Source organism: Paenibacillus sp. WC2504 (assembly GCF_052682475.1).
The window spans coordinates 221,933-241,425 of record NZ_JBQZFH010000001.1; the positions used below are offsets into that span (position 1 = coordinate 221,933).

15 protein-coding genes are annotated in these 19,493 nt (G+C 49.4%); 7 read left to right on the forward strand and 8 right to left on the reverse strand.

Annotated elements, in window-relative coordinates:
- Positions 1-59: 59 nt before the first annotated feature.
- Positions 60-1,289, reverse strand: a complete 1,230-nt coding sequence (locus ACUN27_RS01055) for an MFS transporter (RefSeq protein ID WP_445558256.1) — start codon at positions 1,287-1,289, stop codon at positions 60-62.
- 237 nt (positions 1,290-1,526) lie between these two features.
- On the opposite strand from ACUN27_RS01055, the gene ACUN27_RS01060 reads away from it, so the two are divergent.
- From ACUN27_RS01060 to ACUN27_RS01075, 4 genes are all read left to right on the forward strand, one after another.
- Positions 1,527-3,422 (forward strand): heparinase II/III domain-containing protein, encoded by a 1,896-nt coding sequence (locus ACUN27_RS01060; protein WP_326061212.1) that lies wholly within the window; start codon positions 1,527-1,529, stop codon positions 3,420-3,422.
- A 23-nt stretch (positions 3,423-3,445) separates the two neighbouring features.
- Positions 3,446-4,582 (forward strand): glycoside hydrolase family 88 protein, encoded by a 1,137-nt coding sequence (locus tag ACUN27_RS01065; protein WP_326061211.1) that lies wholly within the window; start codon positions 3,446-3,448, stop codon positions 4,580-4,582.
- A gap of 144 nt (positions 4,583-4,726) precedes the next feature.
- Positions 4,727-5,263, forward strand: a complete 537-nt coding sequence (locus ACUN27_RS01070; protein ID WP_315954410.1) for a PadR family transcriptional regulator — start codon at positions 4,727-4,729, stop codon at positions 5,261-5,263.
- Position 5,264: 1 nt separating this feature from the next.
- Entirely contained in the window at positions 5,265-6,788 is a 1,524-nt protein-coding gene (locus ACUN27_RS01075) for a DHA2 family efflux MFS transporter permease subunit (RefSeq protein WP_326061210.1), read from the forward strand.
- A gap of 759 nt (positions 6,789-7,547) precedes the next feature.
- Here ACUN27_RS01075 and ACUN27_RS01080 read toward each other — a convergent pair.
- From ACUN27_RS01080 to ACUN27_RS01110, 7 genes are all read right to left on the reverse strand, one after another.
- A complete protein-coding gene (locus tag ACUN27_RS01080) occupies positions 7,548-8,558 on the reverse strand; it encodes an extracellular solute-binding protein (protein ID WP_445558257.1) in 1,011 nt (336 codons plus the stop codon).
- 79 nt (positions 8,559-8,637) lie between these two features.
- The gene (locus ACUN27_RS01085) at positions 8,638-9,717 is read right to left on the reverse strand and encodes an ABC transporter ATP-binding protein (RefSeq protein WP_315954413.1); all 1,080 of its coding nucleotides are present in this window, start codon (positions 9,715-9,717) and stop codon (positions 8,638-8,640) included.
- A gap of 17 nt (positions 9,718-9,734) precedes the next feature.
- Complete coding sequence (locus tag ACUN27_RS01090) at positions 9,735-11,393, reverse strand: ABC transporter permease (protein ID WP_445558258.1); 1,659 nt, start codon at positions 11,391-11,393, stop codon at positions 9,735-9,737.
- Between the two features lie 98 nt (positions 11,394-11,491).
- Positions 11,492-12,526 (reverse strand): ABC transporter substrate-binding protein, encoded by a 1,035-nt coding sequence (locus tag ACUN27_RS01095; RefSeq protein ID WP_315954415.1) that lies wholly within the window; start codon positions 12,524-12,526, stop codon positions 11,492-11,494.
- Between the two features lie 24 nt (positions 12,527-12,550).
- A complete protein-coding gene (locus ACUN27_RS01100; RefSeq protein WP_326061207.1) occupies positions 12,551-13,336 on the reverse strand; it encodes a DUF3919 family protein in 786 nt (261 codons plus the stop codon).
- A gap of 43 nt (positions 13,337-13,379) precedes the next feature.
- Positions 13,380-14,816 carry a HAMP domain-containing sensor histidine kinase gene (locus ACUN27_RS01105; protein ID WP_326061206.1) on the reverse strand — a complete coding sequence of 479 codons (1,437 nt, stop codon included), beginning with the start codon at positions 14,814-14,816 and terminating at the stop codon, positions 13,380-13,382.
- A gap of 3 nt (positions 14,817-14,819) precedes the next feature.
- On the reverse strand, positions 14,820-15,494 hold the full coding sequence (locus ACUN27_RS01110) for a response regulator transcription factor (RefSeq protein WP_326061205.1): 675 nt from the start codon (positions 15,492-15,494) through the stop codon (positions 14,820-14,822).
- A 270-nt stretch (positions 15,495-15,764) separates the two neighbouring features.
- On the opposite strand from ACUN27_RS01110, the gene ACUN27_RS01115 reads away from it, so the two are divergent.
- From ACUN27_RS01115 to ACUN27_RS01125, 3 genes are all read left to right on the forward strand, one after another.
- Positions 15,765-16,796 (forward strand): fatty acid desaturase, encoded by a 1,032-nt coding sequence (locus tag ACUN27_RS01115; RefSeq protein ID WP_326061204.1) that lies wholly within the window; start codon positions 15,765-15,767, stop codon positions 16,794-16,796.
- Positions 16,797-17,604: 808 nt separating this feature from the next.
- Positions 17,605-18,537, forward strand: a complete 933-nt coding sequence (locus tag ACUN27_RS01120) for an ABC transporter permease (protein WP_315954583.1) — start codon at positions 17,605-17,607, stop codon at positions 18,535-18,537.
- An 18-nt stretch (positions 18,538-18,555) separates the two neighbouring features.
- Complete coding sequence (locus ACUN27_RS01125; RefSeq protein WP_326061203.1) at positions 18,556-19,437, forward strand: carbohydrate ABC transporter permease; 882 nt, start codon at positions 18,556-18,558, stop codon at positions 19,435-19,437.
- Positions 19,438-19,493 lie beyond the last annotated feature (56 nt).

Here is a 19,493-nt window from a genome sequence, read left to right on the forward strand (position 1 = left end):
TCTCTGATTGCCGGAGGGAACTGGAGTCCGCTATTTGAGGGTCAGGTTTGTCCTACGAACTACCCCGCCAGTTTTTGCCCGCTCGGATTTGCGTTCGCGCGCTTCTCTTTCCGCTCCAACCCATAGCTGACAAAGCCGATCAGCAGTCCCAGCACTGGCAGCAAAGCCCCAGCCCAAGGGAGATAGGTCAGCCCCATATGGGTGATGACCCACCCGCCGATAAAGGCGCCGCTGGCATTGCCGAGATTATTCGCCGAATGGTTCGAGGTGGAGGCGAGCATAGGCGCGTCCTTCGCCATCGTCATAATGCGCAGCTGCAACCCCGGCAGAATGCCGAACGCAGCCGCTCCCCAGACGAAAATGGTGATGACAGCAGCAGCGGGCAGATGAACCGTGATATTAAAAATAACAAGAATGAGGGCCAAAGCCGCGTAATTACCCAGTAATGCCGGCATGAGCTTCCAGTCGGCAAGCTTGCCGCCAATGATATTGCCGAAAGTAACGCCAAAGCCGAAAAGAACGAGAATCCATGCAACACGATGCTCCGAGAAGCCAGTCACTTGTTCCAGCAGCGGTGTAATATACGTGAAAACGGTGAACAAGCTCCCGCTGCCCAGCGCGCCCATGAGCAGCATCAACAGCAGCTTGGGCTGCGTTAAAGCACGGAACTGCTGAAGAATACCCGCACTTTTCTCCTGCTGCACGCGCGGGATTAAGAACATAATGCCGATGAGCGAGACAATGCCCATCAGGACAATCGCACCGAACGAGGCGCGCCACCCGAGCTGCTGCCCAATAAAAGTGCCGAACGGGACGCCCATAATATTGGCGATCGTAAGACCGGCCATCATAATCGAGATGGCCGCCGCCCGTCGATCCGGGCGAACCAGATGCACGGCGATAACGCCGCCTACGCCGAAGAACGTCCCGTGAGCTAGCGCTGTCACAATGCGAGCGCCCATCAGGATGGCGTAATTGGGCGCGATGACGCTGATGGCGTTGCCTAAGATGAACACACCCATTAACAGGCATAACAGCAGCTTTTGCGGCAGTTTGTTCGTGAACAAAGCAAGAATCGGAGCACCGATCGCTACCCCCATGGCATAGCTTGTGATAAGCTGGCCGGCTTGTGAGATGGTAACATGCAAGTCTTCCGCAACATTGGGCAAAAGGCCCATAATTACAAACTCCGTCATGCCAATGGCAAAGGCGCCGGCGGTTAAAGAAAGCAGGGAAATCGGAAACCGCCCTTTGGCGGCATCGCTTCCTTGTACGGCTTGATGACTCATTTTTCTGTCCAACCTCTCCGGTAAAGTTTAGTCTCTATATCTATCTCTCTACCATGTTGCGCCATAGTGCTAAACTGGTCAAGATAATAGTCAAAAAAGTCAAAATAACAGGGTAACGATTGGCCTCTAATTCTTTATAATGAAAGATATCTAGCTTGTAATGGTAAGATCCAGGAAGTCTGCTCGGACGGAAGGCCAGCCGCCTTCACATGACATGGGAAAGTGGGTCGAATTACGATGAGTGTATCTGTAGACAACTTGAACTTGGAAAATGTAAAAGCAGCCCTGCTAGCTGTGTCAAATACCCCTTCACAGCTGCTGTTTCAGGCGGAAACGCCCCTGCAAGTAAAGGCACGCTTGCTGCAAGGCAAGGAAAGCAAACAGCTTATACAGGAGATTCGAGAAGAAGGGGACAAGCTTCTGCAGGAAATGATTCCGACGTTGACGTATTCTTTGTTTCGTTTATTCTCCACAACAGGTTCTCGAAGGGAATATGAGCTTGTTTATTTCCGCCGTCGCAATCGATTGACGACATTTGGTTTATTAGCATGGTTAGAAGGGGCGGACAGCCCATATCTGGATGCGCTTTCTGATACAATTGCTACTATTTTGGATGAGTATACATGGTGTTTGCCTGCGCATATTTTGCATGGGCCGGAAATGAGGTCCGCCGAAGAGGCGCAATATGCGGCGGAGGGGCTTGTGAACCACTCCACGGAGTCGTTCACAATTGATCTCTTCGCGGCGGAGACAGCCTTCGCGCTCAGCGAAATCAGCGCGCTGCTCGGCGACGCGCTGCCGCAACTTCTCCGCGTACGTATCCGCGAAGAAGTGCTGCGCCGCATTCTGCGGCCCTTTGTGACGCAGGCTCCCAGCCACTGGGAGACCGCGACTCACAACTGGGCCTCTGTCTGCGGAGGCTCCATTGCCGCAGCAGCGATTTACACGCTGCAAGACGAGGACGAGCTCGCAGCGGTGCTGGAGCGAGCTTTTCCCGCGCTCGCTTCGTACCTTAGCGGCTTCGAAGAAGACGGAGCATGTACCGAAGGGTACATGTATTGGCAGTACGGCTTCGGCTATTTCACCTATGCCGCTGATTTGATCCTGCGGCGTACCGGTGGCGCCGTCAATTGGTTCCAGACGGACAAGGTGCGGCAGGTGGCCTTGTTCCAGCAAAAAAGCTTCCTCCACGGGAGGAAGGTTGTGAATTTCTCCGACTCGCAAGGGGAGGCGGGGATCTTTATGGGATTAAGCGGCTATCTGAAGCAGCTTTATCCGGAGATTGAGCATCCCGAGCTGTCGCTGCGCGCAGGTTTCCGGGATGATCACTGCAGCAGATGGGCGCCTGCGTTAAGGAATTTGCTCTGGTCTTTAGAGGACATCGAGGAAAGCGCTTGGCAAACGGCGGCTTACTATTTGCCGGATGCCCAGTGGCTGGTGTCCAGACAGCTTCAAGAGCAGGGCGCTTATGTTTTCGCGGCCAAAGGCGGGCATAATAATGAACCGCATAATCATAATGACATCGGACATTTCATCCTGTATGCGCAAGGCGAAACGCTGCTTCCCGATCTGGGGAGCGGGCAATATTCGCGGAAATATTTTGGACCGGAGCGCTATGAAATTTTGTGCAACGGCTCGCAAAGCCACTCTGTACCGATCATTGACGGCTTGTATCAACAAGCTGGAGCGGAGCATCGGGCAGAGGTGCTGAAATATAGCAGCAATGAGGAGCAGGATGATTTCGCATTAGAAATATCCAGCGCCTATGACACAGAGAAGCTTAATGAACTTGTACGTCGATTCACTTGGCACAAAACAGAGCCGCCAACTCTAGAGGTAACCGACAGCTACGAATTCGCACAAGCCCCAACAGCAGTGGTGGAGCGGTTCATGGCATGGCACCTTCCGCAGCAAGCGGAGGATGGGCGAATTGTCATAGCGGCATCGGCAGAAGCGCGGGTTCTCGTTTCTTATGACATGGATCTGTTTGATTGGGAGGTCGAGACTCTCCATCACGTGAATCATTTTGATCAGCCGGAGACATGTTATGCGCTTGATTTTAAGTTGAAGCCGGGTGTGTTGTCCGATTCAAACCTGAACATTCATGCTGCGTTTAGATTTGACTTTCAATAAAATTAACTTAGGATGTGACCAACATGAGTACTTCGAATACTTCACTAGATTGGGTTCAGGAAGCTTGGGACAAGACAGTTCATAAAGTAGCAAAGACAAGCCAAAGAATCGGAGACCGCTTCCCTCATGCCAGCGTGAAGGGCGAATACCAACTGGAGCCTGCGTCTTGGTGGACAGCCGGCTTCTGGCCGGGACTGCTGTGGCTGTTGTACCGCGACACGCAAGACGAGCAGCTGAAGCTGCTGGCTGAGTCCTGTGAGGGGCAGCTCGATCAAGTCATCGCAGATTATTACCGCTTAGATCATGATATCGGCTTCATGTGGACGCTGACGAGCGTTGCGCGCTACAAGCTGCTAGGCGCGGAGGACTCCAAACGCCGCGGCTTGCTAGCGGCGAATTTGCTCGCTGCACGCTTCAACGTGCAGGGCAACTACATCCGCGCCTGGAACCCGTGGCGCGAAGGCGAGGACAATGCCGGCTGGGCCATCATCGATTGCATGATGAACCTGCCGCTGCTGCACTGGGCCTCCCGGACAACCGGAGACCCGCGGTACTCGCATATCGCCGTGCGGCATGCCGACATGGCGTTAGAGCACTTCATTCGCCCGGATGGTTCTGTGAACCATATCGTGATCTTCGATCCGCACACGGGCGAGAAGCTCGAAGTGAAAGGCGGACAGGGCTTCGCCCCTGATTCCGGCTGGTCGCGCGGCACGGCGTGGGCGATTTACGGCATGGCGCTTAGTCATCTCCATACGGGAGATGCGAGGTATCTGGATGCCGCCAAGCGCGCAGCGCATTTTTTCATAGCCAACTTGCCGGAGGATCATGTGCCGCATTGGGATTTCCGTTTGCCGGAGGGAATCACGGCTTATCGCGATACGTCGGCAGGCGCTTGTGCGGCCTGCGGTTTGCTTTTGATCGCAGAGCAGGTTAGCGGCCAAGAGAGCAGCCTGTACCGTCAAACGGGTGAGCGCATCCTGCACTCGCTTTACACGAACTACGGCGCGTGGGACTCGGAGGTGGAGGAAGGACTGATCCTTCACGGTACCAGCCATTACCCGGAAGGCAAGAATGTGGATGTGCCGCTAATTTACGGCGATTATTACTTTGTGGAAGGCTTATCCCGGCTATTAGGGCACGGGGAGTTGTTCTGGTAGGCATTCGAATAAGCTGTCTGAGGTCAGAAATGACTTTGGGCAGCTTTTTTATTTGCAGTTTTCATATATAGACACAACATATATCAATATGATATATTAACAATCGAAATATAAAATATAAGCATTTGTGGAGGAGATCTCATCTTGAACAGTCAGGACGTCATTTTAGGAACATTAATGGATCGTTCGTTAACTGGTTATGAAATTAAACAATTATTCGAAACTTTATATTCCTATTTCTATAGCTCTAGTTACGGAACGATCTATCCCATGCTTCACCGAATGGAGAAGGATGAGCTGCTGACGAAGGAAAGCATTTTGCAGGATGGGAAGCCGAACAAGAATGTTTACACCATCACAGAGAAAGGAAAAAAACAGTTTAACGAATACTTGCAAAGCCCGATTGAAGCGGAGAATGTGAAATCAGATTTCCTGATGAGACTGTTTTTTGGCGAATATGTGGGGAATAGCAAGGTCATCGAGTGGCTGGAGAAAGCACAGATCCAAATCATGGAACAGCTAGATCAGCTGAAAGACTTGCGCGCGTTGTACAAGGATAAGATGCATCCTTCGCAAGTCATCTGTATTCAAATTGGTATGAAGAATTATGAAGCTAAGCTCGAGATGATTACGGAAGGTCTGATTCGGCTTAGAAATGTAGAGCATGAGGAGAGGGATTAACATGAATGGTTCAGGTTCAAATAAGAAACTGATTATTTTAGCCATGGCGTTAGGTTTATTGATGTCATCATTGGATAATACAATCGTCGCTTCCTGCATTAGCAAGCTAAGTGAGGATTTCAACGTATTTGATAAAATCAGCTGGGTATTTACCGCGTATATGCTGGCGGCGACGAGTACCATGCTAGTGTTTGGAAAAATGTCGGATTTATTCGGCAGAAAAATGTTTTACCTGATCGGGATCGGCCTGTTTCTGATTGGTTCGGCCTTATGCGGGATGGCGCAAAGCGTGGATCAGCTCATTTTGTTCAGAGTCATTCAGGGAATCGGTTCTGGCGCGTTATTGCCCATTAGTTTCACGATTATCTATACAATCTTTAACGATCCGAAGGATGCTGCCAAAATGTCAGGGGTTTTCGGGGCGATTTTCGGCCTTTCTTCCGTAGCGGGTCCACAGCTGGGTAGTTTTATTGCCGAACATCTAGGTTGGAGATGGAATTTTTATATCAACGTCCCGATCGGATTGGCTTCTATGCTCGTTCTGATCATTGCTTTGAAAGAGACGCGTTCGGAACGCAAACCGAAAATTGATTATCTTGGCACCTTATTTCTCATTATCACAACCGTTTCACTCATGCTGGCGCTGGAATGGGGCGGGAAAGATTACGCTTGGAACTCGTGGCAGGAAATTGGCTTGTTTGCTGTTTCGGTGGTTTTTGCCGTTTTCTTTATTCTAGTTGAAAAGCGGGCTGCCGAGCCGGTCCTTCCACTCAACATTTTCAAGAACAAAATGGTGCTAGGAACCAGCATCATCGTCTTCTGCCAAGGAGTCCTGATGTTCTCTGCCATCACCTATCTGCCTATTTTCTCCGTCGCTGTCCTAGGTCACACCAACTCTAATGGCGTGCTGACGCCGATGATGGCCTCCCTTATTTGCGGAGCTGTTCTTTTCGGTTTCTTGCAGTCCAAATTTGCCTTCCGCCCGCTGCTGCTCGTTAGTATGACGATGACGATTGTTGTTGCGTTGCTGCTGACCAAAGTTGGCCCGACTGCCTCTAGCGGGTATATGATCGCTCTTATGATTCTGCTTGGATTTGGTGCAGTAGGACCATTAATGAGCGTTGCACAGAGTGCCATAGCCGCTAATGTTGACCCTAAATACATGGGAGTCAGCTCCTCCATCGTTGGCTTCTGGCGCAGCATTGGCGGAATCATGGGTGCGTCGATTATGTCCACCATTGTCAATAATAACTTGAGTCACCTGATAGCAGATGGTGCGGCCAAAGCTGGCATTCCCGCTGACAAAATCAACACCCTGGCGAATCCAGAGCTGCTGATGCACGCAGGCGGAACGATTCCGCCGGAAATCCGTCAGTTCCTGCAAGGTGCGTTGGCAACCGCGATTAATCACGGTTTTATCCTCAGCATTTGCGTAGGTATTATCGGCTTCATTACCGCAATGTTCGTGGGTTCAAGCAGACTTGAAGCTGCGAAGAGGCAGGAAGCCACCCCTGTTCATGTGTAAAAGGACTCCCTCACGGTGAGGGGGAAGTTATTAAGCTGTCAGCTTGAAGCAGGAAATCTGCTTGGGCTGGCGGCTTTTTTTGGATTGGTTATGATTTGTCGTGAGGTGAGGAGGAGTCGTGGATTTGTAAGTAGCGTGGTAATGCGGCTGATTGGTGAATAGTGAGTAATAAGATAAGGGGTAAGCAGCACGTGTTAAGGAGCAAATGATAAGTAGTATCTAGTGAGTAGTGAATAGTAAGGAGTGACGAGTGAGCAATAAGCAGTAAATGTAAAGGAGAAGGAGCAGGTATTAAGTAATAAATAGTCGGATTGAGTAAAGTGTGCTGAATAGTGAGTGGGAGGCAGAGTGGGAAGTTTCGGCGTTTCGCTTCGTTGGATAGAATCCAACGAAAGGGCGATTTAGCTAGCCAAAAAGCACCTTCCATTGGAAATCGTCCAATGAAACGGAGAAGGGGCTCTCGAAATCGAGAGCGGCACCCTCAATTGAGCCAGCGTTATGATCTCGTTGCACTTTCTGCAACATAAATGAGGTCTGCACCGTGTAAACCCGCTTTTCATTGTATAAAATACAATGATCTAACCCAAAAGCCCCCTAAACAGCCTGTTTTAGCCGAAATTGTTGTACTTAGTACAACATAGAGATGAGCAGAGGCCAATTGGGGCTCATCATGTTGCACAAAGTACAACATAGGGAGAGCTAAGGCCAATTGGAGCTCATCATGTTGGAGCTCAGGGGGCTGCCAGCGCTCATCCCCCGTTACTCTGCCGTTCGCCACGCGCTCAGCAGCTTCTCATGCTGCTGCGCAGCTAGATCGAAGCGGTAGCTAGCAAGCAGATTCTCCAGCTTCACTGGTGCAAGGAGCGGGTTCACCGGAATATCCGGCGCCACAGGAAAGGAGAAGGCGGTGTTCATGTAATCCGTCTGCACCTCGCGGGACAGCATGAAATCGACGAGCTGCTTAGCCGCAGCGGTATTGTTACCGCCTTTCAGGATCGACACGGCTCCAATCTCCCAGCCAGCCTGCGGCGGGATGAAGGAGGAGATGTTGTAGCCGGAGTTTTTGAAGCGCAGCTGGTCGCTCAAGAACGAGACGGCCGCCGCCATCTCGCCTTCCGCCAGATGCTGCGCGCTCGTGTTGCCGGCGAACGTCATGGAGGCGCTCTGCTTCTTCAGCGCCTGCATTAGAGCGATCGCTTCGCTGTCGCCGCGCTGCTGGGCAAGAGAAGCGAGCAGCGTGTAGCCGGTTCCCGACGTCTCTGGGTCGGGAATCTCGATCTTGCCCTTGAGCTCGGGTCGCAGCAGATCTTCGTACCACTGCGGTAGCGGCAGACCCTTCAGCTGAGGGTCCTGCTGCCAGACGGTCTGGTTCACGCCAATGGCGAGCGCCCCCATGTACATGCCGGTCCAGTAGCCGGCGGCATCTTTGTATGTAGCTGGAATGCTGCTTGCAGCTGCTGGGGAGTAGCGAAGGGATTTGCTTTTGTTTTTGAGCTGCTCATGCAGATCGGCAGGGCCGCCGAGGACTACGTCGATGCCGGTTTTACCCAGCGTCAGCAGATGGTAGCTGGCTTCGCCGCTTGACATCCGGATGATGTCGTAGGACTGGCCTCTTTTTTCCTTAAACGTTTCGAGCAAAATCCGCCCGGCATCTTCCTGGAAGATCACATACACTTTGAGCGGCTGATTGCTTTTCTTTTCCCCCATGAAGCGAAAACCAAGGAAAACCCCGATCCCCGCTAGGAGCACGAGCAGACTTTTTTTCCACATGATGCAAATCCCTCCTGAACAGCCAAAAAAGGAAACCAAAGTTCCCCTTTTCAGCCAAGCTGCTAGTTGTATTTATGTCCTATTCATGTATCTTCATTAAATGAATTTTATCGTCACCGGCATGGATCGTGACATTCCCTTGAAACCTGGTTAATCCGATGTCATAGGCATCAACAATCCATTCTTTCATATTATCGTCCAGAATGAAATACCGCTCTTTCTCACCGAGGAACATCGATGATTTTACGAATCCGCTAACGGCAAAACTCCCAGCCTCCGGCGCATTAATCCGCATGGATTCCGGACGAATACTAAGCAGCACCTTCTCGCCTGGTGCCAGAACTTCATCCGTCGTTACGCTGGCTGTACGGCCACTCGCGCCGTACTCCACTATGACCGTACTACCCGTCACTTCGCGCACAATAGCATCAACGAAATTGGTTGTACCAATAAAATCGGCGACATAAGGGGTGCGAGGCTTGTAGTAGATCTCATGCGGAGTGCCATATTGGTCAATCGCACCTTTATTAAAAACAACGATGGAGTCGGACATCGACAAAGCTTCGAGTTGGTCATGGGTAACGTAGATGACGGTTAATCCAAGCTCTTGTTGAATGCTGCGCAATTCTACGCGGACTTCTTCGCGCAGCTTCGCATCCAGATTGCTGAGCGGCTCATCCAACAGGATGATCGGGGAGTTCATGACCAGTGCACGAGCCATAGCCACGCGCTGCTGCTGACCGCCGGACATCTCATGCGGGTAGCGCTCCTCCAGACCGGTCAGCTTCACTTTGGCCATCGCTGTCTTTACGCGTTCTTGCACTTCCGCCTCGGGGCGCTTCTGAATATCCAACCCGTATGCGACATTATCGAACACGGTCATGTGCGGGAACAAAGCGTACTCTTGGAATACCATCGGCGTTCCGCGTTTATAGGGCGGCAGATCGTTGACGAGCTGGCCGTCTATTTTAATTTCACCCTCATCTATGGTGTAAAAGCCTGCAATGGAGCGCAGCAGTGTTGTTTTTCCGCATCCGCTAGGTCCGAGAAACGTAATGAACTTTCCGCGTTCGATTTGCAAATCGATCTGTTTGAGAACGTGGTTGCTGCCGAACACTTTACTAACATTTTTTAAATCCAATAAAACTTGTGAACTCATCATTTCTCACTCCTTATCTAGAAATCAAATATTTTCACCTTCGAGCGGAAAATGAGCTTCATTACACCGAGCGTAGCCAGTGTAGTTCCCATCAATCCTACAGCAACAGCGGCTGCCCAGTAGTAAGTCCCGGTCTCAGCGTAGTTGAAGATCGATACGGCGGCGACGACCCATTTGGGCGTAATCAGAAAGACAATGGTGCTTAAGGTGTTCATGTTTTTCATAAAAGCGTAGACGAAGTTGGCGACAATGGTCTTTTGCAGCATCGGGAACACGATGGTTGTCAGTGTACGGCGGCTGTCCGCTCCGAGATTGGTGGCTGCTTCCTCGATGGATTTATCTACCTGCTTGAAGGAGGCGGTGAGTCCCCGATACCCAACAGGCATTTGTTTAAGCAGCATGGCTACGATAATCAAGATGGCGGAGCCTTGAAGCATGATGGGCCCGTTGCTGAAGGCAACGATCAAGGCCAAACCTACGAATGTCCCTGGCAAAGCAATGGGCAGAACAGCCGTGAAATCGAGCGTTTTTTTACCTGGAAAAGGCTTGCGCACTACGACATAAGCCAGGACTAAGGCGAAGCCGACGGCTAGAATAGAAGCGATGAGCGACAGTACTAAGCTGTTAAGAACAGCGGGGCTGGAAGGGTTGAACACCATTTTCGTGATATGACTCAGTGTAAACGTGTTGTCTCTCCCAAAGTTCTTCGTGAACGCGAACAAGATCGTAATGGCGAACATCGATAGGATGAAAAGCGCCATGATGCTGTTAAAAATAAAGAGAAGGATGTCCGTCTTGCGGGACGTTTTGACTCGGTTTAGTCCGGAAACGGGTTTTCCGGTTATCGTGGAATAAGATCCCTTGGACAGCAGCTTGCTTTGAATGACGAAAACCAACAGGGCGGGAATCACGAGAATGATGCCCATCACGGATGCGAGGCCAGGCTCGTTATTAATGATTTCTCCGTAAATTTCAACAGCCAGAAGGGAGTAGTTGCCCCCAATCAGCTTGGGATTTCCGAAGTCGGCAAAGCAGTTGATCGCCACGAGCAGGAAGGCGTTGATAACACCCGGCAGCGCTAATTTGAATGTGATGGTGCGGAAAAGCTTGAAGCCGCGTGCCCCCAGGTTCTGGGCGGCGATTTCCAGATTAGGCGATATGGAGCGTAGAACGCCGGTAATGGTCATGTAGGCAAGCGGGAAATAAGAGATCGTTTGTACGATCCAGAGGCCCGGCAAGCCGTATAAATCAAGCTCGACGTTGAACCAGGCTTTGAGTGTTTGCGACACCATGCCGCCTCTGCCGAATAGAAGCAAGAAGGCCAGGCCGGTCATAACGGAAGGCGCGAGAATCGGGAGAAAGGCGATAAACCGGAAAAACTTTTTCCCCACAATGTTGCTGTAATGAATCGAATAAGCGTAAATAAAACCGCAAACCGTTGCCGTTAGTGCGGAAAGGGAGGAACTGACGACCGTGTTCAACAGGGCGGTGCCGTAACGGCTTTTGCTGAAGAAGGTCGTCCAATCCGTCGCTCCCGGCAAGGCAATGACATATATAAGCGGATAAATGACGAAGAGACAGAGTACGGCGAAACTGATGAGTACGAGGATCAGCGAGGAGGGATCTTTCACCAGCTTGCTGATCGAGGTGCTCATGCCTTTTTTTTCTATAATCATAAGGGGCTCACGACCGCCTTCCACATTCTTGGTTTAGAGGGGCATTGGTCCGCAGAAGATCCGGGTATATGCGGCACCAATGCCCTGGAAACGCTTTCTTATTTGAGGTTCTTGAGCGCGTCCTGCAGCTCTTTACGCTGCTCGGCAGCTTTCCATAAGCTGTAGCTTGTATTGTATTTAGTTGTTTTGATGTCGATACCGCCTTTAGGAATCGGTACCGTAGGTTTCACGGAGCTTGCGAAAGCCGATTCGGTATAAAGAAGTCCAGGTTCATTCGTTAGCATGAAATCCATGAGTTTCTTGGCGCCTTCGGTGTTTGCGCCGCCTTTGACAATAGCCAGTCCGCCAACTTCATAACCTGCGGCTTCCGGAACGATCGAAATAATCGGGCTGCCCTGATTCTTCATTTTCAGTTGATCGCCAAGAAAGGTGATACCGATGGTGTACTCTCCTTTAGCCGCTTTTTGAATCGGCTCGATCCCTGACTTCGGTCTTTCTTTCAGGTTAGGCAGCAGTTTGGCTACATAGTCCAGCATTTTGTCTTTGCCCCATACTTGCGCCAGGGAGGCAACGGCTGTGTAAGCGGTACCGGAAGTTGCCGGATCGGACATGCCGATTTCGCCTTTAAATTTAGGGTCAAGCAGCTCTTGGAACGTCTGCGGATAAGGCGCGGTAGCGTATTTCTCTTTCCAACGCTGCTCGTTGATGCCGATAGCAATTGGATTCAGGTAAAAACCAGTCCAAGAACCCTCTTTATCTTTCATATTGTCTGGGATATCTTTGGCGTTCGGAGAAATGTAATTCTCCAGTGCGCCGGCTTTTTTCAATACCTCGTGCGAATCTGCCGGACCGCCCATGAGGAAGTCCGCTTGGGGTTTGCCCATTTCATTCTGAACGCGTGTCACGGCTTCACCACTCGGAAGACGAAGAACGTCATAATCGATTCCGGTCTCTGCCTTGAATTTATCCAGAATCTTACGCGCTTCTTCTTCTTGGAAAATGGAATAAACGGTAATTTTACCTTTCGCTTTCCCACCAAAAACACCAGACTTGTACAGGAAGAATCCTGCGACAAGCACGACAACAATAACGGATAAAATCATAACGGAGCTGTTACTTTTCTTTCTAGCCATTTCATCAACCATCCCCTCGATAGGTTAGGAGGCGTCACTTAACTTGAAATAGGCTTTATGGTTGGTTTCGTCCAGCAAATCAAAAACAATGAAGTAAGCGTTGTCATAGAGATCGATATGCAGCCAATGCTTCCCGCTCGCAGCTTCATCCTTTAGCTGTACAACATAGTGAGCGCTCGGGCGCTCCGCCATGAAGTCAAAATGGCTGAAGTCGATCAACCGGACGGCCGTTCGCATCTGTGCTGTCAGCGCAGTCCGATCCGTCTCGGATAACGCGGCAAGAACGCCGTCCTGCAAGCGAAATACTTGATGGACCGGGTTCGCAATCACACTGCTGACGGTTTCTGCGGTGAGCGTTTTGTCGATCAGCATGTTTTGCAGTTTGCGGATCTCCGCGCTAGTATCCAGCGAGTTCACCAAGTCACTGCCGAAACGAAAGCCGCTGGTCCCGATTTGGAACGGCACATCCTCTTGATCCAAGTAGGCCATGGAGCCTGTCAGCAGCAGCCGTGAAGCGTTTGCATGAGTGGGCTGCCCGCCTCCGTTTAATAAACGTGTGAACGAAGCTTTCCATGCAATCAACTCTTTGGGATCATCAATGGAGATGGTGCCGATACCCGGGTATGTGACATTCATGCTCATGGGAACGCCGTCGAACATGTCACGGCTGTTCGGGTCCTTCGGAACCGTTCGAACTTCATCGACTCCAATTCGGAATACATAAGCAAAAATGCCGATCAGCGTACAACCGATTACCATTTGCAATAAGATGAGACGCAACCATGAAAGCCCTTTCTTCTCCTCTTGCATGTAGATTACTCTCCTTTTATCTCAGAAAAATCATCGATTTGTATCAATTTTGTAACAGACTTTGGGGGCGTACAGGTTCCATTTGGAAGCTCAAAATGACTTCCGTTCCGCTTCCCTCACGGCTGTGAACGGTGATGTCGCCACCTTGCAGCTCCATCAATTGCTTGCAAAGCAGCAGTCCAAGCCCGTGCGAGTGGGCGGATACAGGCCGCTCGGCTTTTTCGGCAGAAGGATGGAACAGCGTGCGCGTTTCCTCTTCGTCCATGCCTTTGCCATTATCGGTAATGCGCACGAGACAGTGGTATTCCTGCTGCTCCAACCGTACGTTCAGCTGCGTGCAGTCACTGTGCTTGATTGCATTTTCTATAACGTTGAACAAAACTTGCTGTGTACGTTTTGGATCCATGTATACCTCACATGGTACTACTTGGACAGCAGTCGTAATGGCCGATTTATGGAGTGTAGGTTCTAAAATGCGCAAGCTATCCGTCAAGATCGCGGCCAAGTCTGTACGCTCAAGCTGCACCCGCCAAGCCTCATCGCCTTTGAGTGACGTTTGCAGCAGCTCTTCGACCATTTGCAGCAATCGCGTGCTTTCCTTGCGGATGTATACATTACAGGTTCGAATATCATCGATACGCTCCATTTTATCAATCAGATCGGAGAAACCGATGATGGAGGTTAGCGGTGTTTTCAACTCGTGCGTGACATTGTCGTAAAATTTTTTCTGCTTGCTCTGCTCATAATGGAGCAGCTCGATATGTTCTTGCAGCGCCTCGGACATTTGATTAAAGTCATCGGCCAGCTCCCGCACCTCGTCCTGGCTGCGTACGGTTATTTTTCGACTGAAATCGCCTACGGTTACTAGCTTCAAAGCTTGCTGTAAGGCGTGCAGCGGCTGCATGATGAAGAAAGAGAACGAGTAGCTCGCGAGCAAAGCGACAAGCAGGCAGCCCAGTGCGACGCCAATAAACCAGGTCCTCATGGCGGACAGGGTTTCTTCGTGTTTGTTTAAATCAAGCAGGTAGCGGAACCCGCCGACAATTTTGCCTTCGTAAAGGAAAGGAGAGGCATAGATAAGCATCTTGCTGTTCTCACCTTCCGTAATGACGGTGGCGGTTTGCCCTGCGAGTGCAGCGTCGATATCGCTTCGCTTCACCAGATCTTCCCGATTTCCGCTATCGCCGATAATGGTGCCCTCCGGATCAAACAGCTGGACTTGGAAGTTGCTGTTGGCGGCAAGGTGTGAGGCGATCAGCGGGGCATACGTCCCGGAAAAAAGCTGCTCGATGCTAATTTTTTTATCGTTTACAATTTTTAACGCCTCGATGCGGTGGAGGTCGTAATATTGACTAAGCGTCTGGGTATCCCGCTCAATCATACTTTTGCTTAGCGTATAGTTTACGACCACATACATCGCGGCCAGCAGCATGATGATCGTAATGGTGTGCTGAATGAACAGCTTGTTGCGCAGCTTCATGGCTTAAACCTCCAGCTTGTAGCCCATGCCGTGAACCGTGGCCAGCACATGATCGTGGGGTTTCATTTTCTCGCGGAGCCGGTTCACCATCATATCGACGGAGCGGGTTTGTCCGTAGTATTCGAACCCCCATACCTGGTCCAAAATATGCTCTCGCGTGAACACCTTTTTCGGATTTTTACACAACAACCAGAGGAAGTCGAACTCTTTGCTGGTTGTTTTGACGAGTTGGCCCGCCACTTTCAAAGACCGCTCGTTCCGATCGATCTCTATGACGCCGGCTTGGAGGATATCAACCGCATGTGTAGTGGTATCCGGGGTCATTCGACGCATAACCGCCCGAATTCGCATGATAAGCTCCCGTGTTTCAAAGGGCTTGGTCAAATAATCATCGGCGCCGAGCTGGAAGCCTAATATTTTGTCGTTCATTTCGTTTTTCGCTGTAAGTACGATAACAGGTATATCTTTATAAGCTTGTTGGAGCGTTTTCAAAAGCTCAAAGCCCGACTGATCCGGCAGCATCAGATCCAGCAAGATTAAATCAATCGACTGCGCGGCGAGCACGTCGAGACCGGAGGCGACGGTACCGGCTACGATAGGGTGGAAACCCTCAACTTCCAGGCTTAATTTGAGCAGCATTTGAATACTGGAATCGTCTTCAATAATTAATATCGTCATTTGGAAAGCTCCTTTCCGGCAGTCATTTTGCATATCGTACGTATGTCTGATTAGGCATCATCTATGTGTATACATTCTACACAACAGACGAGCTATGTAAATACGATTGACTTATATTGCATTTTACAAAAAGCGTTTTCAACCGTATGATGAAAGTGCGATGTAATATTTCTTTCCGTATTAGGGAACTTAATTTGATCTGCAACGTACTACAACAGGTGACAACAAATCAGATCCGACACGATGTGGAGAGAAGGAGTTCTAAACTGAATGAAACATGATGATAAAAACGGATGGCGTTCTGACATCGCGCCCTACGAAAGACCGCATATGAGGCATAGCGTCTGGCAAATTTTGAATACGATAATTCCCTTTTTTGCACTATGGTATTTCGCTTATTTAAGCCTTTCCGTCTCGATTTGGCTTACGCTAGTAATTGACATTATCGCCTCAGGCTTTTTGGTGCGCATCTTTATCATCTTCCACGATTGCTGTCACAAATCATTTTTCAAAAATAAATGGGCTAATGAAATTGTCGGTACGTTGACAGGAATTCTGACATTCGTCCCTTACCATCAGTGGCGTTACACGCACTCGATTCATCATGCATCCAGCGGCAATTTGGACCGCAGAGGTGTAGGCGATATTTGGACGTTGACGGTTGATGAATATCAGAAGTCCTCATGGAAAAAAAGACTTACCTACCGGCTGTACCGCAATCCGCTGATCATGTTCATTATTGGACCGATCTTCATTTTTCTTATAGATTATCGTTTTAACCGCAAGCGTGCGGGAATGAAAGAACGCATGAATACGTATATTACGAATGTTAGCATCGTGGGAAGTTTAGCGTTATTGTGCTGGGCGATTGGGTGGCAGTCTGTGCTGCTTATTCAAGGACCGATGTTTTTCGTTTCGGGCATGATGGGCATTTGGCTGTTTTATGTGCAGCATAACTATGAAGAGACTTATTTTGAAAATGAACCTGAGTGGGACTATGTCAAAGCGGCGATGCATGGCAGTTCTTTTTACAAATTGCCTAGAGTGCTGCATTGGATCACGGGGAATATCGGGTTTCACCATATTCATCACCTGAGCCCGCGAGTTCCGAACTATTACTTGGAAAAGGTTCATAACAAAAACGCTGTGCTGCGCAACGTGCAGACGATTACGCTCATGACGAGCTTGGAATCGCTCAAATTCCGTATTTGGTGCGAAGATACGAAAAAATTCATCCGTTTCAAGGATTTGAAGCCTATAAAAGTGAAGAGAAGCCTCGTCAAAACGTTGGAAATGGACTAGGTTATAAGGCAGAGCCGGCAGTTAAAGTAGAGAATCTACTTTGATTGTTGGCTTTTTTATTGTGTTTGTGGTCGGTGGATGGAGATTGGGAGATGGACCGCGGCCGCGAGCTGGGCGGGGCGTTCATTAATGTGTGTTGAGCCTCGTTGGATGAAATCCAATGAAAAGGCGATTTGGGGTGCTTTTAGACCCGGTTCGTTGGACTAAATCCAACGAGGTGTTCGATTTGGCGCTAATATGAGTCAATTTTGCGAGGAGTGAGTGGATTTCATCCAAAGGAGCGGAGGAATTAAGACGATAAAGTGTGTTTTCATTGGAAACTCTCCAATGGAACTTGAAGTGGCGGGAGAGGGGGGACACTCGAGCCGCCTGCGTCACATATCTACGTTGCACTTTCTACAACGTAGAAGCCGCATAAACAGCACAAGCCTTACTCTCATTGCACAAAGTACAATCATTTCACCTAAAGTGGCTCTTAGAGTAGCTAATTTAATGAAATCGTTGCACAAAGTGCAACGTAGAGTGCTTCAGGTGTGCGCAATCAGCCTTTTCGTTGCACAAAGTGCAACGTAGGACAGCCTAGGCGCAAGCAATCAGCCTTTTCATTGCACAAAGCGCAATATAGCCGGGCGTGGAGTCCAGTAGAGTCTGAAATGATTGAACACGACAACCTAAAAAAAACACAAGTCGGTGAAAAGACATTCCATTGTTGCAAGCGCTTTAGGAAGGTACCATAGGGGTATAACATCGACGAAGAAATAGTGAGGGGGGCTAGATGATGGCGGTAGGCGCGCAAGCGGTAGAACAGATGAATAAGCGTGCGCAGACGAAAAAGGGCAAGTCCTTTCTGCGAACGTTTTGGAAGTATAGGGCGCTGTATCTGATATCAGTTCCAGGGATTTTATATTTTATTATTTTCAAGTATGTACCGCTGCTGGGTTCAGTTATTGCCTTTCAGGATTACAACATTTTTGACGGCTTCACCGGAAGCAAATGGGTGGGTTTAGAACATTTTACACGCATGTTTGCCCATTATGATTTTATCAAAATTTTGAAAAATACAGTCTTAATCGGTATCTACGATTTAGTGCTTGCATTCCCTGCGCCAATCATCCTGGCTCTCTTGCTTAACGAGCTGCGCGTTGTGCTGTACAAGCGCGTTCTCCAGACGGTCGTATACATGCCTCACTTCCTGTCATGGGTTATCGTGAGCGGGATTGCCATCGGCATTCTTTCCCCTTCGACTGGTGCGGTGAACCACTTCATCGCTTGGCTGGGGTTTGAACCGATTTATTTCTTGGGCGAAGAATCATGGATCCGCACGGTTCTCATCTCGTCAGGGATTTGGCGGGATTCGGGTTACGGCACGATTATTTATTTGGCAGCGCTTGCGGGAATTAATCCGGATTTATATGAAGCTTCGGAAGTGGACGGTGCCAACCGTTGGAGACAAACCATTTCAATCACGCTTCCATCGCTGCTGCCAACTATTATGATTTTGTTCCTGCTGCACATTGGTAAATTCTTAGATTTCGGCTTCGAGCGCGTGTATGTGTTCTTGAATCCGCTGAATAAAGAAAATGGTGAAATTCTGGATACCTACATTTATACCGCGGGATTATTAGGCCAACAGTTCAGCTATACAACGGCCATCGGTCTTTTCAAAGCCATAGTAGGTGTCATCTTTATTGTAACGGGTAATGTGCTCAGTAAAAAAACAACGGGTGAAAGCTTGTATTAAGACGGAGGTGAACGCTATATGAATCGCAAGCCGACAGCCGGCTGGCAAGTTTTTAACATAGTTAATGTCGTATTTCTAACTCTCTTATCATTGGCGATGCTCCTGCCGTTCTTAAACGTGCTGGCTCAATCGTTCAGTTCATCTCAAGCTATCGTGAATGGCAAGGTTTTGTTCCTGCCGGTGCAATTTACAGCGATCAACTATCAATACGTGTTTAGCGACGCGGCCATCTGGCGTTCTTTCGGAGTAACCGTGTATATTACGATAGTGGGCACACTCATCAACTTGATTGCAACAGCTTCACTGGCTTATCCGGTGTCGCGCCCCGAGTATGCCGGACGCAACGCGGTTGTGATTATGGTTCTAATTACGATGGTCTTTACAGCACCATTAATTCCTAACTTTATTTTGATGAAAAACTTGCATCTGACGAACTCGCTTTGGGCTCTTATGATTCCAGGTGCGATCAGCGCCTTTAACTTTTTCGTGATGAGGTCGTTCTTCCTTCAGATCCCTAGCGAATTGATTGACTCCGGCCGGATCGACGGCTGCTCGGAGCTTAGAATGATCTGGAACATCGTGCTTCCTCTATCCAAGCCGGTTATGGCGTCCCTTGGGATTTTCTATGCCGTAGGCCACTGGAATACGTATCAAAGCGCGCTCTACTATATCAACAAACCAGCACTATGGCCGCTTCAAGTGAAGCTGCGCCAGCTCATTGTATCCGAAGATATCAGTATCGATCCTAACTCATCGCAATTTAGCGGACTGGCTCATATGGATCCGGAGGGTATCAAAATGGCGACGATTATTATCGCAACGATCCCGATTATCCTGATTTACCCGTTCTTGCAGCGTCATTTCGTCAAAGGGATGATGGTAGGCTCCGTCAAATCATAAAGAATCATTTGTGAAATCATGTATGAGATGGCGAGTTTTGACAACATTCTAAAAAA